Origin of the sequence: Dyadobacter sp. CY261 (assembly GCF_021440085.1) — a bacterium.
Classification (GTDB): Bacteria; Bacteroidota; Bacteroidia; order Cytophagales; family Spirosomataceae; genus Dyadobacter.
On sequence record NZ_JAKCPW010000010.1, the window covers coordinates 107,870 to 124,129 of the forward strand.

Below are 16,260 nucleotides of genomic sequence, written 5' to 3' on the forward strand. Positions count from 1 at the left end.
TGAACAATGCCACACTGGATCATCAACACACTCATAACGGTCGGCGCATTCGTGGCTATGGAATGCGTGGCGTGGCTGGCGCACAAGTACCTGATGCACGGCCTCCTGTGGTTTTTACACCATGACCACCACCAGCGCGACGACGGCGATTTTTTCGAAAAAAACGACTATTTCTTCGTCATTTTCGCGACGCCCGGCATAGCTTTCCTGTGGCTCGGCCTGAATGCGGGATTTAATTATTTGTTCTGGATTGGCCTGGGCATTACCATTTACGGCTTCACGTACTTTCTCGTTCACGATATATTCATTCATCAGCGCTTCAAAGCGCTGCGAAACAGCGACTCCGTTTACCTGAAAGCCATCCGCAGGGCGCACAAAATGCACCATAAACACCTGGGAAAGCACGATGGCGAATGTTACGGAATGCTTTGGGTTCCTTTGAAATACTTCCGTGAAGCCCAAAAAGCGAACGCGAAATGAGCCTGCTCTACCTGCTGGTCGACCTTGGCGCCATAGCCGTGCCACTGCTAGCGTCGTTCCATCCCAAAATCCGGCTGGACAGGCAGTGGAAAGCACTATGGCTGGCAATCCTGCTTTCGGCTGTGCCGTTTATTATTTGGGATAGCTATTTTACAAAAATCGGTGTCTGGGGATTCACACCGCAATACCTTACCGGCATCGGGCTGTTCGGCTTGCCGATCGAGGAAGTGCTGTTTTTCATCTGCATTCCCTACGCCTGCATGTTTACCTACTACTGTTTCCGGCTGTGGAAGGGCCCGGAGCTTTATTTGCGAGCTGAAAACGCGGTCACCTGGATTTTCCTGATTCTCTGCATTGTGCTGGGGCTGCTCGGAACAGGCCGCTATTATACGGCCTCCACGGCCACTGCCCTGGGCGCTTTTCTGGTCTATCTGAAATGGCAATACAAGCCGAAATGGCTCGGTCTATTCTACTATTCGCATCAATTCCTGCTTTTACCTTTCCTCATCGTGAATGGCATACTCACCGGCACCGGCCCCGAAAAGCCGGTTGTTTGGTACAACAATGCCGAAAACCTCGGTGTACGCATGTTGACCATTCCTGTTGAGGACATTTTTTATGGAATGCTGCTGCTGCTGCTCAATGCGCTGCTTTTCGAATATTTTCTTCAAAAAGCAGAGAAAACGAAGCGGGCCTCAGAAGGTCGTGCCGTGGGTGAGGGAAATAAGTTGGGACGTAAGCCAGGGCGTTCGGTGCAGTAGTTTTAATGCAAAATCGGTTGTCCGGCTTTTGCCAAACAGCTTTTGAAGGTGGTAGCCCGCCCGGATCCTCGTTCCGAAAGCCGCATTCCAGGCCCGGTGGTAGTTTTTTAATGCTTCTTCATGGCTTTGCTTTTGGTCAAAAAATAGCAAAAGCTGCTCGGCCAGCAATTTCGAAGCCCGCATGCCCATGCTCATGCCATTGCCGCACAACGGCGTAATGGAACCGGCAGCGTCCCCCAGCAGAAAAATCCCACCCGCATCTGTTTGCCTTTTATTGAACTGCACATTGCTGATAATAAGCGGCTGCGCGTTCACAAATTCGGCATTGGAAAAATGGTTTTTCAGAAACGGATTCTGGTACAGCACCGTTTCCTCCATCCGCTTCACGTCCTTTCCATTTGCGAGCAGGTTTTGTGCCGTCGTGAGGTAACACAGGCAATGCCATTCCCCGTCCACTTTTGAAATGCCGCAATACCCATCGCTGAAATTATGAAGTTCGATGCGATTGGAGGGAAAGTTGGTTTTGATGTGGTATTTAACACCAATGTAGTTCTGCGAGTCGGCTTTTAATGCATTGCTATCGTCCAAATGGATAAACTGCGGCGCATACTTACCATAGCTACCGCAAACGGTTTTTGCGCGAATATTCCCCAGGGAAGTACGGATTTCGAAGCCAACCGATGGGTTTCCCTGCACGTCCGTTACGCGACATTCCTGCATGACGCGCACGCCCATCCGACTAGCGATTTCAAAAAGACAATTGTCCAGACTGTACCGGCTAATCCCGAATCCGCCCATTTCCAGCGGATGTTCCAGCATAAATCCCCGTTCCGAACTAACACCGAGGTGATGAATTTCCGGCAAGTTCAACCTGGCCAGCGGCACCCCTAGACCTTCCAGAAACGGCCAGCTTTCCATGGAAATGTATTCTCCGCAGACCTTGTGAGAAGGGTATTTATTTTTTTCAAACACCACCACCGACACCCCGCGACTGGCCAGCTGCACTGCCAGACACAAGCCAGCAAGACCCCCGCCGATCACCGCACATTCGAAATGTTCAGTCTGCGTTTCCATACACGATCACTTCATGTCTGAATGCCCATTTGTTGCGAACCGAAAAGCGCTTTGCACCTGCTGCATGCAGGATAGCCAGCCATTCACTCTTCTTAAAACCCCGCAAAACAGACAGCGGCGCATCATTTTTGACAAGGTAGGATTTAGAAAAAAGCCTTGTCAGAAACTTGATCGAATAATGCGCTACCGCGTTTCTCTCCAAATCATTAATGACAAGCACAGCGCGATGCTGCAATGCAAACCGCACAAGCTCAATCAATTCGGGATTATTAAGGTGATGACAAAAAAGACAGGCGTGAATGATATCGACCTGCGGTAAATGCTGGTAAGTATTGCGGTAGTCGTCACAAATGAGCGTTACATCGCTCCTGTTCAGGTTTTGCCCGGCATATGCAATGCAATCGGATTTCAGATCGATACCATAAAGATTCAGCTCGAAACCGGCCTTTTTGTTCCAATTGGCAATGCGTTTGAGCGTATCTCCTCCCCCGCAGCCAATGTCGACGAGCACATAGCGACGCCCCTTTTGCAGGACGCGCTTCAAAGCGGCAAACGAAATGTCGTAGCCGCCCAACCAATGGTTGATAAAATCCAGTTCCCTTAGATTTTGAAAAAGGTCTGCCGCAGGAATCTCCTCTGCATCAAGCAGCTCCTTTTGCAAACTCCTATGCCTGAACATATTGCAGCTGCATGGTTTCAATACTGAGCCCCGGTCCGAATGCGGCAGTGAATATGCGGTTTCCAGAATGCTCGGCTTTGGCTTTTTCAAGCACCTCTTTCAGCACAAACAAAACGGTAGGCGAAGACATATTGCCGTAGTCGCGCAGCACATTGTAGGTAGGGGCCAGCATGCAGCGGTCCAGTTCCAATGCGGCGGCGAAGTCGTCCACAATGCGTTTCCCGCCCGGATGCACCGCCCAATGCCGGTAATCGTCGGGTTTGAGCCCCACCGTTTTCAGCATAGGGCCAATGTTCTCGCGGATCAGATCCGGCACATAGGACGATAAATTCATGATAAAACCCGTCTCGGAAAGTTGCCACGCCATATCCGAATAGCCGTTATGTAAAATCATCGATTTAAAACCGTCGATTTTTACGGGGTGCAAATAGCGGTCATCGGGCTTCGACGATACCAGCAATGCAGCTGCACCGTCGCCAAAAAGCATGTTCGAGAGCAGGTAATCGTCATTGTATTTTTTCTGAAAATGGATCGTGCAAAGCTCGGTACAGACCACCAGCACCCTGGCGTTGGCATTGCTGTTACAGATCGCATCCGCATTTTTCAGCGCCAGAATGGCCGCATTGCATCCCATGAAATTGACGCTGCTTCGCTGGATTGTAGGGTTAAGCCCAAGTTCGCGCATGAGCTCCACATCCAGGCCGGGCGCAAACAGTCCCGTGCAGGTGACCGTTATTAAATGCGTGATCTTGTGTTTTATATTCTCGAAACCAGGAATCTTTTCAATCGCCTTTTTGGACAATGCCGTGGCGTGTTGCTGGTAAAGAGCCATTCGCGCGCTCAGCGTCGGTTCGGGAAGTAGTGTGGAATTTTGGTTAAAAAAGGTAAAATCTTCGGGGTTTTTATCAAAATCGGCGATCACCGAATAACGCTTGTCGATGCCCGTTTTGCTGGCTACAATCCTGATTTTCCGGCGGGTATTCAAGTCGTCGGTCGACCGCATGTAGAAATCAGTAAGCGTTTCCTGCGTGTAACCATATTCGGGAACGGCTGTTTCAATAGAGGATAGATAACTCAATGGAATTCTGTTGATAATTATTAATAGGATGAAACAACTATTCATGCAAATCGCCGCGATCCAGTTCATCCGCATCGTATTGCGGAAATTGGCCTGCCGGCGATCCTTCCACACGAGCGAAAACCAGACCGCAAACCAGATCACAATGGGAATGAAGAACACCTGGATAATGTAAAAAATCATTCCAACCTCCCTCATTGTAAAGTACACATAATAACACACATTGCAGAGTAAAAACATGACTGCCGTGAACGCAAATGTGCCGATATAGCCTAGTTTATAGCTCAATGTAACAATGCCTTCACGCAGGTCCTGCTCATGCTGGTACACCTGTGTGAGCGGGTACGCACCTGCGATCTGGAAAGAGCAACCCAGCAGCACGAACATATTGGCCGTATCGAGCCGCAATGCAACACCTGAAATGCCGGCAATGGACATATAGTATGTGAATGCTCCCTGAAAGATCACGACAGTCAGAAATCCGATCACCGGATACTTTTTCAGCCTGATTTGCCGGGAACTATAAGCCCGCGATGCGCCAATGTAGAGCACAAGACAGAACGCAAACAATGTATTTACGAAAACGAGTGCTAAAACGGTTGCGGCGACGTCCAGAAAAATGGTGAGGTAAAAAAGTTGAACCGTAGGAAGCGGCGGCTTTTCGAGCCCGCCAATGCTGTCCTCGTCCCGATCGATGTAGCTGTTGTAGCCGTTGCTGGCGGGATAAACGAGGAAATGGATGATCAGAAAACTCCACAAAGCCTGTCTGTGCACCACCGCTTCGGCCTGGCTGTAAGCAAAGAGAAACAACGGCGCAAGGAAGAATGAGAACGGGATTCTCAGCAGCTTGATCGTATTGCGGTCGATGAGTGCAGGCATAAGGCAAGATAGGCAAAAAGGGGATAATTATCCCTCCACCTTCGTTGTTATCCTCAGCTGATGCGTGTTGAAGACCTGCGAATTGGGTGCTACGCTTTTGGTGAGGAAAACACTGCCGCCGATGACGCTGTTCTCGCCGATGATGGTGTCGCCCCCGAGGATGGTCGTACGGGCGTAAATGATAACGTTATCTCCTACCGTCGGGTGACGCTTGGTGTTGTGCAGTTCTTTCGCAACCTGCAATGCGCCCAGGGTAACGCCCTGGTAAATGCTCACATTTTTTCCGATCACCGACGTGGCCCCAATAACAATCCCCGTCCCGTGATCGATCATAAACGGAACGCCTATCGTGGCGTCGGGATGAATATCGACGCCCGTTTTGCCATGCGCATACTCGGTGAGAATGCGGGGCAGCACGGGGATTTGCAACCTGCTGAGGTGATTGGCAATGCGGTACACCGCGATGGCATAAAAACCGGGATACGAAACGATCACTTCATTCACGCTCGTGGCGGCCGGGTCGTACTCGTAAATTTTGCTGGCATCGAGTCGCAAGTCCTTGTAAATCGTTTCCAGTTCGTCGTAAAACAACTCAGCTTTCTCCTCTATCGCCACGTTTTTAGGATCGAGATAGCTCAGCAGGATGTTTTCAAGATCGATCTGATTTTTCTTCAAAATCCCTTCGTAAGAGGTCTTTTTAGGCAAATGATTACTGGGAAACAGGAAATGGATCAGGTTGTCGAGCCAGACTGTGGCATCGTGCCAGGAAGGTGTCGCTTCCCATTCGGCATGATGCGTTTTCTTTAAAAGGTCAATCAGTGACGGGGACATGGTTGAGTATATTAAAATGACCATGGACGGCGGACCATCGACCATAGCAAGGTTACGCAATGGTCGGCAGTCTATTGTCCATGGTCGGCGATAAATGTTCGTCAGCGTCTGATGCCGCGGCCTCCTGCGAGCTTGTGCAGTGTTGCCACCAGCACATCGACTTCCTCGCAGGTGTTATAAAATGCCAGCGACGGGCGCACGGTTGTTTCCAGACCGAACCTTCTCAGGATCGGCTGGGCGCAGTGGTGGCCCGAGCGGACAGCAATACCTTCTTTATTGAGCGCAGCGCCTACTTCCTCGGTTTTATAACCCTCCAAAACAAATGACAATACCGACGCCTTTTCCTTTGCCGTGCCAATGATGCGCAGGCCGGGGACATTTTTCACGAGCCCGGTCGCATATTCCAGCAGGAAGTGTTCGTATTGATGAATATTCTCAATTCCCAAATGGTTTACATAGTCCAACGCCGCACCTAATCCAACAGCATCCGCTATATTCCCGGTGCCGGCTTCAAAGCGGGAAGGCGCATTATGGTACTGAATATGCTCGAATGTCACATCCACGATCATATTACCGCCGCCCTGCCAGGGCTGGGTGGCATTCAGCAGGTCCTCCTTGCCATACAATGCGCCAATGCCCGTCGGGCCGAACACTTTGTGGCCGGAAAATACAAACCAGTCGCAATCGAGCGCAAGTACGTCGGTACGCATGTGTGAGACCGATTGTGCACCATCGAGCAGCACTTTGGCACCAACAGCATGGGCCATATCGATGATAGGCTTGGAGGGGGTCACCGTCCCCAATGCATTGGAAACCTGTGTGAACGACACCAGTTTCGTCTTCGGACTCAGCAAGCCTGCATACGCATCGAGCAGGATCTGACCGTCATCATCGACCGGAATGACCCGGATGACCAGACCTTTCTTATCCGCCAGTTGCTTCCACGGAACGATATTGGCGTGGTGTTCGAGGTGGCTCAGGATGATTTCATCGCCCGCATTCAGGTTCTGGTTTCCCCAGGTTTTGGCTACGAGGTTAATGGCTTCCGTCGTGCCCCGCACAAATACGACCTCATTCACCGAACCTGCATTCAAAAATGCCCTCACTTTCTCGCGCGCACCTTCGTAGGCGTCCGTTGCCCGTGCAGCCAGTTCGTGGGCGGCGCGGTGGATGTTGGAATTTTCGTGTTGGTAAAAATAGCTGATCCGGTCGATCACCTGCTGCGGTTTCTGCGTCGTAGCTGCATTGTCGAACCATATCAGCGGTTTCCCGTTCACGCGTTCCTTGAAAACCGGAAAGTCGTTGCGGACACGGTTGACGTCGAATGGGATGGCACTCGCAGGACTTCTGACGGCCCGGCCCAGCTGGTCGCGGTCGTTCCCCACATGAATATCATTGAATGAAAACGGAGAAAAGCTCTTTGGAATAAGGCTCGAAACACCGGGAATATGGGCACGCTCCGACAGGTTTTCATTCAAAAAATAAAAAGAAGGCTCAACAACCCGCGCATTCGTGCTGGGAATGTGCGGCACACTGCCGAAATCGGGGATTCTCCCGAATACCTCAGTCAGATCATGGTGGTTGTCAAACTGGTAGGGCAATGCCGGATTCGACTGTGCCGGCGGCTGTATATTGCCGGGCGAAATACCGAATCCTGCCGCTGACGGCGGCACTTTCCCATCCGTAAAATGCGGATCGGGCAGGCTCGTCGGCGGTTCGTTCAGGTTAAAATCCTGATGCGATGCCGAATGGGTCGGCTCGAACCCGTTCCGAATGATACCCATCATTTTCTGTGCCCTCGGATGGTCTTCCAGCCGTGGCGAAAATACCGGCGACGGCATTTCGCCAGGCAATGCCTTGAAAAGCTCGTTAGCGAGCCTTCCGAGCGCATCGGCATCAGGCAAGCCGTCTGGGAGGCCTCCTGGAAGGCCTCCTGGAAGGCCGCCTGGCAATCCGTCAATATTTGTACTCATGGTAGTTACCGATTTCTACATTCTCCAACACTGCAATCGCATCATCGACCAGCACCGCCAGTGAGCAATAAAGCGAAACGAGGTAAGAGGCGATCGCTTTGTCATTGATACCCATAAACCGAACGGAAAGTCCTGGCGACTGCTCACCCGGCAAGCCCGGTTGGTACAGCCCAACCACGCCCTGGCGGCTTTCGCCCGTGCGGAGGAGGAGGATTTTTGTTTTGCCGTTTTCGACCGGTACTTTATCAGAAGGGATCAGCGGGATACCGCGCCATGTAATGAATTGGGAACCGAAAAGCGAGATGGTCGGTGGTGGAACGCCTTTGCGCGTACACTCGCGGCCGAATGCGGCGATGGCTTGTGGATGCAAGAGGAAAAAACCGGGCTCTTTCCAAACTTTCGTCAAAAGCTCGTCGAAATCGTCTGGCGTTGGTGGTCCGAGGCGTGTTGAAATTCTCTGCTTGTCGGCAATGCTTGCAAGCAGTCCATATTCCTGGTTATTGATCAATTCGCTTTCCTGACGTTCCTTAATGCTTTCGATCGTCAGGCGCAGCTGCTCGCTGATCTGGTTATAGGGCTTGCTATACAGGTCCGAGACGCGGGTATGCACATCGAGCACCGTTTGCACCGCCGTCAGGTTATACTCGCGCGGGTTTTCCACGTAATCGATGAACGTATGCGGAAGCTCGCGTTCGTCGCGTCGGGAGCAATCTACCTCTGCTGTGCTTCCGTCTTTTACTTTGTTGAGACGGTAGACGCCGGATTCCACGGGGATCCAGTTCAGCAAATGCGTAAGCCAACGCGGGGTGATCGCCTCGAACTGAGGGACTGTCCGCGTCGCGATCGCCAACTGCCGTGCTGCTACGTCACCCAAGGCAGTTTGATTTTGGTTTAAATTGGCCATTCTGTATTTGATTATTATTGAGAAACGCGCTGCATTGCGCCGAATGAGATTCTAGAGGCGCGGCCGGATTAACGATCACAAACATACGTGAACTTAAAATCAGGCATTTAAAGAACCACACAGTCTGCCACCAGCCATTTGCAATCCCGTTTCCCAATCCGGCCAGCAGCCATAGATTATACCAATATAGTGCTTTCATTTTCAAAATACCAAATATGTTATTGTAGAATGGGGCCGATTACCGTCGAAAATTTGGCGCATTTCCCTATGGTTTTAATAGAATTCATGGGTTGGTTCATTTGGAAGTTTACCACTAAAAATATTCTATATAAATTCGATAGACTTAATATTATATCTATTTTTTTCTTAGATTTGGATGTCTCTATCTATTATTTAATATGCAAGCGGGCAATTTGATCGACATATATAAGAACGAAACCATAGCCACCGAGGCATTCAAAGATTTCAGGTTACGGAGAGGGATAGTCTGCAAGAAATGCGGCGGCACCCATCACTACTGGCTAGCGCCCAAGCAGCAGTTTCAATGCAAGCAATGCAGGTTCCGCACCACTTTGCAGAGCGGAACCGTGCTGGAAGGTAGCAAGCTGCCTATCTCCTACTTTTTCATTGCCGTATACATGATCCTGAAAAAAGGCAACGCCTTCACGATCCAGGATTTCCAGGAAGAAACCGGCCACAAATACTACGAGCCGCTTTACGATTTCGTCCGGAAGGTACGGACCTACCTAAACGCCAACGACCCGAACACCGTGTTGATTGATCTGGTGGAGTTATTTAATTACCATTTGGTCAGCAGGAAATTTCAGGAGCGTGCAGTGCATGACTAGTACGTTTTATTAAAACTGTTGTCGGCATAGCGCACCTCGCCGCCTTCCAGTTTTACATAGGCCCGGTAGGACAATGCATGTGTACCGCTGGGAAATCCGATCTTGAATGTCTCGGTGTTTGACCCCTGTTTGGCCACTTCTTTGAACCTCGCTGCAGGATATGGGCCATCTACGACAAGGTCTACCAAAGTAGTTTCTGGCAGAAATGCGTACACAACTCCGTACTCCTCGATTGGCACATTCCCCATCTTTTCAATATGGATGTTGAAAGTCTCAATCACTCCGCCAAGTGCATGGAAAGTAGCCACGCCAGTGTGAATTTCAGGGAAGATTTTCTCTTCTGGCTTGACATCATGCGTGTGCTTGTTGCACGAAAGCATAACGACAAAAACCAACAGGAGGATTAAAAATGAAAATTGGCGGGCAAAGCTGATGTGTTTGTGATTGTTTACCATAATTGTCTTGTTTTTCCGCAATTATAGCATCCCAAGTCAACCATTTCCGAAGCATCCACCAAACGGCAACCGCTCGTTTATCAAACGGCTTATTTGTAAACCTCCTTCAAATCCTTCTCAAATAGCGTATAAGGATCATGGTAGAACTTGACAAAATCAGCCTCGCTTACCTGACCGGGGAAGGGTGCGTAGTAATGGGTTGGACTTTTGGTATCGTTGCGCCAGACGAGCACATAGGCTAGTTGTAATTTCTGAGCCTTTAATGTTTTGAGCAACGTTTCGGTCCACCAGGTGGGGTTAGGGATTGTTTCAAGACCGGTTTCGGTGAATGCTGCCAGCTTCCCTGCCTTTTGAGCATAATCGGATACAATTTTAAGTTTCTTCAAACCAGCTTCCAGATTGTATTTGCCGTCGCGGCCGAAGTCACCGTAATTGTCCATTCCTACCATATCTACCCATTCATTGCCAGGATAACGTTCGAGGAATTCGGGCTCAGCGTTAAATTTGTTATCAGGGGAAAAGGCGTAAATAAAATTGTGGACACCAAGCTCGTCCCGCAGATAGGTGACCGTAAACCGCCACACGGTGATAAAATCCTCGCGCGAGGTATGCCCTTTGCCCCACCAAAACCAGTCGCCATCAAATTCGTGGAACGGCCTGAAAATCATCGGGGCCAATGTGCCGTCTTTTCCTTTGGCAGACAGTGCGAAGTCGGCTATCGTTTTCAATATCTGCTTATACTGCTCATGGTGCGAGCCACCGGGTTTGATCAGCGCCATAGCAGGTTTCGATACATCATCTTTCCAATAAAAGCCTCCCTCCGACGCCGGATTGGAAAAATGCCAGGCCACCGTGGTAATGCCTCCGCGATTGTAAGTATCCACGACATTTTTCCGTAATGCCTCGCTTGTTTTGGCTATTTCCCCGGCCGGGCGCCCCGAAAGGCCCATGAAATCGACTCCTACCACCGCCGGATGCGAACCGGTTACCGATTTCACATCCGACCGCTCCTTGTCACCAGTCCAGCCGTGCCCGTACTCGGTGGCGTGCTGATGGCCGAACAGAATGTGTTCTTCCGAAAGCCTTTTGAGATTGCGGTATAGCGCCGCCGTCTCGCGGGTTGCATTCGGGTCGATCTGCGCAGTAGTGGCACCGATGCAAAACCATGCAGCTAATGCACTCAGCATAAGAGTTTTCATTGAAAATTTGGTTCAGGATTTGAGGTACCGCAAATATGTAAAATAATCGGATCAGCCTGATGAATTAGTTATCCAAATGCAGTCCGAAGAAAATTCGAAAATTCATCCATTGACACGAACCTTAACGACTATTTCATTGTATTAAGTGAACTATATTCAAATAGTTGACCATTATATTGAATATTATTCTAAATAACACCAACTTTACAGAATGACGAATACATCCGAGATCATTCTCGACAAAACAGACCTCAGCATCCTGCGCCTTATGCAGGAAAACGCCCGTATGACCAATGCGGATCTTGCCCGCGAGCTGGAAATGGCGCCGTCGGCAGTACTGGAACGGGTCAAAAAACTCGAACAGAAACAAGTCATCGTCAAATACACGACGCGCATTAACCCCGTGGCGCTCGGGCAAACGCTTCTTGCGTTTATCGCCATGAAATCTTCGGAGGGAATGGGTAGCAACAACACCGCCAAGGAACTCGCCAAAATACCGGAAGTGCAGGAGGTGCACCACATTGCAGGGGAAGATTGCTATATGGTGAAAGTCCGCACGGCCGATTCGGCGTCATTGATGGAACTGATGCGCAACAAGTTCAGCAAAATACAAAATATCACATCCACACGCACAACGATCGTTCTTGAAACGGTCAAAGAAGAGCAACAATTAGTCATACCCGTTAAATGAAACCGCCATGCAAACATCAACAAAAACGCCTTCAACCCTCATGGTGGCGCTCGCCTTCGCCACCGTTTACATCGTTTGGGGATCCACTTATTTCTTTATCCAGAGAGCACTGGAAGGCTTTCCGCCATTCTTCCTGGGTGCATTTCGTTTCATTATTGCCGGCTTGCTGATGCTTGCGTGGAGCCTGATGCAAGGTGAACAGGTATTTTCCTGGAAGATCATGAAACCTGCCCTGATCACGGGACTGTTGCTGCTGTTCATCGGCAACGGCGTCGTCATTTGGGTCGAGCAATTCCTGCCGAGCGCGATGGTCGCCATTATGATATCGTCCGCGCCGCTGTGGTTTGTACTTTTGGATAAACCTAAATGGTCGGAGAATCTAAGCAACAAATCTACAATTCTGGGCCTGGTGGTCGGTTTTGCAGGCGTAATATTGTTGTTTTATGAAAAAATAGTGGCTACCATGTCGTCGCTGAACAGCGGTCGCGACCTGTTTGCGATGGTGCTGGTCGTGCTGGGCTCCATGGCGTGGGCAGGCGGTTCTTTGTATTCCAAATACAACTCCGTTTCCAACTCCGCCACTGTTAACTCGACCTGGCAAATGCTGGCAGCAGGCATCGCATTCATTCCGGGCGCTTTGTTTTCAGGTGAATGGGCCGCCATCAACCCTTCGGCTATTCCGACGGACGCCTGGTTGGCAGTCGGTTACCTCATTGTCTTCGGCTCGATCGCCGCTTTCAGCGCTTATGTATGGTTGTTGAAAGTGCAACCCGCTACGAAAGTGAGCACGTATGCCTATGTGAACCCGGTTGTAGCCGTTTTGCTTGGCATTTTCTTTGCCCACGAATCGATTACGCCATTACAGATTTCGGGGTTAATCGTGATTCTCGCAAGTGTTCTTTTGATTAACCTGCACAAGTACAGAAAACCGAAACCGGTTGCGGCGACTTACTGACGCCGGCCCCAGCGAGCCTCCTGTGTGTGCACCGATATGTTACTTTCGGGGCTGCATCGCTATCTTTGGTCCATAACATTGACTAACACCCATGAAATGGATCACCCGCGAGCGGCCCAAAATCGATCGCATTGCCTGTCCGTGGCTTATCCTGCGCTTCATCGATCCGAATGCGGAGATCATTTATGTTCCGGAAAACGAAGTGCTGAACGAGGCGGCCCGGCTTGACGCTACGCCTTTCGACATTCCGGGCGTTGAGTTTACGCACTATGAAGATCAGTGCACCTTCGATTATTTTATTAAAAAATACGAATTGAAAGACCCGGCGCTGCAAGTACTGGCACCCATTGTGCGCGGGGCGGATACGGACGATCATGCGCTTGCATTGCAATCTTCGGGACTGTGGGCCATTTCGGCCGGGCTTGCTTACAACACCCCAAACGATCACGAGTTGCTGAAAAAAGGAATGCTCATTTACGATGCATTGTATAGCTGGGCGACGCATTTGCGCAAGGTGAAACACACGCAAAGTCCAACGGAGCATTTGCTTTTGCAGATTTACAAAACCTACATCGCGCGCAAAGACGAGAAAAAGCCCAAGGTGCCTGCCTGGACGAAAGACCTCAAAAACATGATCCAGGACCACATTGATACGAATCTGAACCTGAACCTTAAAATTGCCTCCGAAGAACTGGATGTGAACCCGGCCTATTTGTCCCGGGAATTCTCGAGGTATTTCGATGACCTTTCGTTTGGCGAATACATTCGAAAGCAGCGGATCGAGAAGGCCATTCAATTGCTGGAATTTTCGGAGGATACGCTGGCTGAAATTGCTTACCTGACCGGATTTTCAGACCAAAGCCATTTCAACCGCGTTTTTAAGGCCCATACCGGCCAAACGCCTTCGGAATACAGAAAAACTTTCCGAAAAGGTAAAGGAAATACAAAACGTTAAAACCATTCTATCCTGCTTGGTGATTGGTTCATAGAATTGCACTCCAATAGCGGTTGTCGCGCAATTCTAATTTCAAAACCATGCTTCGTTCTTTACCAGGAAAACTCCTTTTTTTGATTTGCATAACCACCGGCTTGTCGGGCCGCATGGCGATGGCACAGCAACAACAGGCTCAACCTCAGCAAGCCCTGGCAGTCCAGTCTGCTCCCGCGCCTGTTTATCCGCGCATTGCGGGCTATGTAGGTATCCTTCATCCCATCGTCACGTTCAGCGACGAAGGCACGACCACCAATTTCGACAGCTATTATGTAGTGGGCCTGCCGACTGGCATTAACATCTGGAAAAGTCCAAAAATCGGGTTTTCGGCGGAGTTTGTGCCGTTGATCAGGGCTGAGAAAGGAACCAGCAAGATGGCCAATTTCCTATTCCACCCAGGCATTCTTGTAACATTAGCACCCGGGCTGACCTTCGCAGGCCGTGTCGCATTCGAGACGGCCGGAAGGTACGGCTTTACGCCGGTTTTGAATAAAATCGTGAAGAAGAATAAAAACAGCGGGTATTTTGTCGCGGTACCGGTACCATTCCGCTTCGGGAATGGGCACCCGGCGTCCGTTACAATAGGATTTCAGTTTGGAATTACATTCTGATACGATCAACAACACAACGAGCCGTCCATGATCCGTTCAACTTCCGAAATGTCGCGGTTACGGCGGATCAGCGTCATAATTTTTTCAAAATCAATCAGTTGCGATGCCTCGAATGCGATTACGCCCACGAAGCTTTTGCCTTTGCTGATAAAATTAAGATGCTTGATCTTCGCTCCCTTTACAGACTCCACACTCGAAGTGATTTTGTGCAGGTTGGCGGCATTCCGGTAAATGATCCGGAGGAAAAACGTTTTGCTCATTGTTATGTTGATGTTTAAGTGTTTATTGAGAATTTTCTTTGACCGCCGACAACCGATCGTCGGCGGTCTATATTACCCTTACGCTCCCCGGCCCCGTTTGGTGCCAGCTTTTCATATTAAATTTTGTTAAAATTAGAATGCGTCGAACCAAAGTTTGGTCGTCAGCCTGTCTTCTCCCTGCGATGCTACGGCCGCTTTATAATTGGCTGCATTGAGGGCTTGCTCGCCGGTCGGATAGGTAAGGCGGACGGGCAATTTTCCGTTCAAAACACCTGCATAGGCCGGTTTCAGCTGCGGATAATCCAGCCTGCGCCATTCTGCAAACGCTTCGAGCCCCTGGCTGAACAACGCCAGCCATTTCTGTTCACCAATCGATTTTTTGAAGTTAGCCGCATTATAGGTTACCGATGGCTGCGCCAGGTAAGCGGCAATGTCAGCATTGCCCACTTTAAACTGTTGCAAAGACGCAGTAATAGCCGCTTTGTAAAGCTCCGGAGCACTTTCCGTAATAAATCCGCGCTGCGCAGCTTCGGCCAGGTTGAACAAAACCTCCGAATAGCTTACGAATACGGCTGGCGATGCGGCGGCGGTAAAATAGTCGCCCAGCTTCGATGTTTTGGTAAAACCTAATTTAGCCGCTGAATCGGCAGGAAGGCCGTTCGTTACCCCAATGTAGCCGGTAGGCGTTGCATCCACGGTTTTGTTGGCAAACACAGCCAGTCTCGGATCTTTTAACTCCTGCAATTTATCCACAACCGATTTGCTGACGCGGTAATCGTCCCGCGTTTCACGGTCACGCGATACGGGGTTCTGATTCGGCGATGACAGGTAAATGAGCTGCGCGATCTCGTCATTAGAAGCAATGAGGGCACTTTTGTCTGCCGCCAGCTCCGCTACTACTGCCTTGGCCGTTGCAGGCTCCTTATCCGCGATACGCAAGGCAATGCGAAGGCGCAGGGAGTTTGCGAATTTCTTCCACTTCGTCAGGTTACCATTGTAAATCAGGTCCCCGCTAATGGGTGAACCTGTGGCATTGATCAACTCCGTCGCTCTCTTCAGGTCATTCAAAAGACCCAGATACACATCGCGCTGTGCGTCGTACTTCGGCGTCAGTGTTTCTTCCAGTTTCAGCGCCTGGCTGTATGGAATGTCGCCGTACAGGTCTGTCAGCAACTGGAACGACCACGATTTCAGAATCAGACCCACGGCCTGATAGTTGGTATTGCCTGTCTCCTCCCCGATTTTGATAATCGTCGCAAAGTCGGTCAGTCCCTGCGAATAGAGGTTCGTCCAAACGTTTTGGACGTTGGCAATGCTTACGGTGTATTTATCCGGATCGGTATACTGGATTTTAGCCCAATGCTGGATAAACAAAGTCGTTGTTTCCATCGAAGCATCGGAGCCGAGCGTCAGGTCCGCATTTGACTTGATCGCATTGGCCAGCAAATACTCCGGCTGGGCTTTGATGGCCTCATTCGGGTTAGTATTGGTTTCTTCCAGCTGATCCTGGCAAGCCGTCAATAGCAGGCTGGCGGCAGCGATCACAAATCCTTTGGTGATAATATGGTTGGTACGCATGTAGTTGGGTCAA

At 50.1% G+C, this 16,260-nt stretch carries 16 protein-coding genes and 1 pseudogene; 7 read left to right on the plus strand and 10 right to left on the minus strand.

Features of this window, described 5'->3' with window-relative positions; translation table 11 throughout:
- Positions 1-6 precede the first annotated feature (6 nt).
- Complete coding sequence (locus LZD49_RS25350; protein WP_234670490.1) at positions 7-480, plus strand: sterol desaturase family protein; 474 nt, start codon at positions 7-9, stop codon at positions 478-480.
- Positions 477-1,241, plus strand: a complete 765-nt coding sequence (locus LZD49_RS25355) for a lycopene cyclase domain-containing protein (RefSeq protein WP_234670491.1) — start codon at positions 477-479, stop codon at positions 1,239-1,241. The genes LZD49_RS25350 and LZD49_RS25355 overlap by 4 nt, the downstream gene beginning before the upstream one ends.
- On the opposite strand, the gene LZD49_RS25360 is transcribed toward LZD49_RS25355, so the two are convergent.
- From LZD49_RS25360 to LZD49_RS25385, 6 genes are all read right to left on the minus strand, one after another.
- Positions 1,176-2,315: an NAD(P)/FAD-dependent oxidoreductase gene (locus tag LZD49_RS25360; RefSeq protein ID WP_234670492.1), complete on the minus strand. Its 1,140-nt coding sequence runs from the start codon at positions 2,313-2,315 to the stop codon at positions 1,176-1,178. The two genes, LZD49_RS25355 and LZD49_RS25360, sit on opposite strands and share 66 nt — an antisense overlap.
- A complete protein-coding gene (locus tag LZD49_RS25365) occupies positions 2,299-2,994 on the minus strand; it encodes a methyltransferase domain-containing protein (protein WP_234670493.1) in 696 nt (231 codons plus the stop codon). Before LZD49_RS25365 ends, LZD49_RS25360 begins: the two co-directional genes overlap by 17 nt.
- Entirely contained in the window at positions 2,981-4,951 is a 1,971-nt protein-coding gene (locus tag LZD49_RS25370) for a UbiA family prenyltransferase (RefSeq protein ID WP_234670494.1), read from the minus strand. Before LZD49_RS25370 ends, LZD49_RS25365 begins: the two co-directional genes overlap by 14 nt.
- 27 nt (positions 4,952-4,978) lie before the next feature.
- Entirely contained in the window at positions 4,979-5,782 is an 804-nt protein-coding gene (locus tag LZD49_RS25375; RefSeq protein WP_234670495.1) for a serine O-acetyltransferase, read from the minus strand.
- Between the two features lie 101 nt (positions 5,783-5,883).
- The gene (locus tag LZD49_RS25380) at positions 5,884-7,755 is read right to left on the minus strand and encodes a family 2A encapsulin nanocompartment cargo protein cysteine desulfurase (protein WP_234670496.1); all 1,872 of its coding nucleotides are present in this window, start codon (positions 7,753-7,755) and stop codon (positions 5,884-5,886) included.
- A complete protein-coding gene (locus LZD49_RS25385; RefSeq protein ID WP_234670497.1) occupies positions 7,739-8,659 on the minus strand; it encodes a family 2A encapsulin nanocompartment shell protein in 921 nt (306 codons plus the stop codon). The genes LZD49_RS25380 and LZD49_RS25385 overlap by 17 nt, the downstream gene beginning before the upstream one ends.
- Before the next feature lie 398 nt (positions 8,660-9,057).
- Here LZD49_RS25385 and LZD49_RS36145 point away from each other — a divergent pair.
- Positions 9,058-9,271, plus strand: a pseudogene (locus LZD49_RS36145) (transposase); the annotation flags it as partial.
- Between the two features lie 232 nt (positions 9,272-9,503).
- On the opposite strand, the gene LZD49_RS25395 reads toward LZD49_RS36145, so the two are convergent.
- Both LZD49_RS25395 and LZD49_RS25400 read right to left on the minus strand, forming a co-directional pair.
- Positions 9,504-9,962: a hypothetical protein gene (locus LZD49_RS25395; protein WP_234670499.1), complete on the minus strand. Its 459-nt coding sequence runs from the start codon at positions 9,960-9,962 to the stop codon at positions 9,504-9,506.
- A gap of 89 nt (positions 9,963-10,051) precedes the next feature.
- Positions 10,052-11,161, minus strand: coding sequence for a glycoside hydrolase family 26 protein (locus tag LZD49_RS25400; RefSeq protein ID WP_234670500.1), 1,110 nt, complete (start codon positions 11,159-11,161; stop codon positions 10,052-10,054).
- Between the two features lie 211 nt (positions 11,162-11,372).
- Here LZD49_RS25400 and LZD49_RS25405 point away from each other — a divergent pair, with 211 nt between their 5' ends.
- The 4 genes from LZD49_RS25405 (at position 11,373) to LZD49_RS25420 (ending at position 14,409) form a co-directional block, all read left to right on the plus strand.
- Positions 11,373-11,852 carry an Lrp/AsnC family transcriptional regulator gene (locus tag LZD49_RS25405; protein ID WP_234670501.1) on the plus strand — a complete coding sequence of 160 codons (480 nt, stop codon included), beginning with the start codon at positions 11,373-11,375 and terminating at the stop codon, positions 11,850-11,852.
- Between the two features lie 7 nt (positions 11,853-11,859).
- Positions 11,860-12,807: an EamA family transporter gene (locus LZD49_RS25410; RefSeq protein WP_234670502.1), complete on the plus strand. Its 948-nt coding sequence runs from the start codon at positions 11,860-11,862 to the stop codon at positions 12,805-12,807.
- Positions 12,808-12,898: 91 nt separating this feature from the next.
- Positions 12,899-13,762 (plus strand): chromate resistance protein ChrB domain-containing protein, encoded by an 864-nt coding sequence (locus LZD49_RS25415; RefSeq protein ID WP_234670503.1) that lies wholly within the window; start codon positions 12,899-12,901, stop codon positions 13,760-13,762.
- 80 nt (positions 13,763-13,842) lie between these two features.
- The gene (locus LZD49_RS25420) at positions 13,843-14,409 is read left to right on the plus strand and encodes a hypothetical protein (protein ID WP_234670504.1); all 567 of its coding nucleotides are present in this window, start codon (positions 13,843-13,845) and stop codon (positions 14,407-14,409) included.
- A gap of 5 nt (positions 14,410-14,414) precedes the next feature.
- Here LZD49_RS25420 and LZD49_RS25425 read toward each other — a convergent pair whose 3' ends face one another.
- Both LZD49_RS25425 and LZD49_RS25430 read right to left on the minus strand, forming a co-directional pair.
- Positions 14,415-14,669 carry a hypothetical protein gene (locus LZD49_RS25425; protein ID WP_234670505.1) on the minus strand — a complete coding sequence of 85 codons (255 nt, stop codon included), beginning with the start codon at positions 14,667-14,669 and terminating at the stop codon, positions 14,415-14,417.
- A 132-nt stretch (positions 14,670-14,801) separates the two neighbouring features.
- Positions 14,802-16,247 (minus strand): SusD/RagB family nutrient-binding outer membrane lipoprotein, encoded by a 1,446-nt coding sequence (locus tag LZD49_RS25430; RefSeq protein ID WP_234670506.1) that lies wholly within the window; start codon positions 16,245-16,247, stop codon positions 14,802-14,804.
- Positions 16,248-16,260: the final 13 nt, after the last annotated feature.

Coding starts and splice junctions, on each gene's coding strand:
- LZD49_RS25350 (WP_234670490.1), top strand. CDS start 7: ATGCCACACTGGATCATCAACACACTCATAACGGTCGGCGCATTCGTG.
- LZD49_RS25355 (WP_234670491.1), top strand. CDS start 477: ATGAGCCTGCTCTACCTGCTGGTCGACCTTGGCGCCATAGCCGTGCCA.
- LZD49_RS25360 (WP_234670492.1), bottom strand. CDS start 2,315: ATGGAAACGCAGACTGAACATTTCGAATGTGCGGTGATCGGCGGGGGT.
- LZD49_RS25365 (WP_234670493.1), bottom strand. CDS start 2,994: ATGTTCAGGCATAGGAGTTTGCAAAAGGAGCTGCTTGATGCAGAGGAG.
- LZD49_RS25370 (WP_234670494.1), bottom strand. CDS start 4,951: ATGCCTGCACTCATCGACCGCAATACGATCAAGCTGCTGAGAATCCCG.
- LZD49_RS25375 (WP_234670495.1), bottom strand. CDS start 5,782: ATGTCCCCGTCACTGATTGACCTTTTAAAGAAAACGCATCATGCCGAA.
- LZD49_RS25380 (WP_234670496.1), bottom strand. CDS start 7,755: ATGAGTACAAATATTGACGGATTGCCAGGCGGCCTTCCAGGAGGCCTT.
- LZD49_RS25385 (WP_234670497.1), bottom strand. CDS start 8,659: ATGGCCAATTTAAACCAAAATCAAACTGCCTTGGGTGACGTAGCAGCA.
- LZD49_RS25395 (WP_234670499.1), bottom strand. CDS start 9,962: ATGGTAAACAATCACAAACACATCAGCTTTGCCCGCCAATTTTCATTT.
- LZD49_RS25400 (WP_234670500.1), bottom strand. CDS start 11,161: ATGAAAACTCTTATGCTGAGTGCATTAGCTGCATGGTTTTGCATCGGT.
- LZD49_RS25405 (WP_234670501.1), top strand. CDS start 11,373: ATGACGAATACATCCGAGATCATTCTCGACAAAACAGACCTCAGCATC.
- LZD49_RS25410 (WP_234670502.1), top strand. CDS start 11,860: ATGCAAACATCAACAAAAACGCCTTCAACCCTCATGGTGGCGCTCGCC.
- LZD49_RS25415 (WP_234670503.1), top strand. CDS start 12,899: ATGAAATGGATCACCCGCGAGCGGCCCAAAATCGATCGCATTGCCTGT.
- LZD49_RS25420 (WP_234670504.1), top strand. CDS start 13,843: ATGCTTCGTTCTTTACCAGGAAAACTCCTTTTTTTGATTTGCATAACC.
- LZD49_RS25425 (WP_234670505.1), bottom strand. CDS start 14,669: ATGAGCAAAACGTTTTTCCTCCGGATCATTTACCGGAATGCCGCCAAC.
- LZD49_RS25430 (WP_234670506.1), bottom strand. CDS start 16,247: ATGCGTACCAACCATATTATCACCAAAGGATTTGTGATCGCTGCCGCC.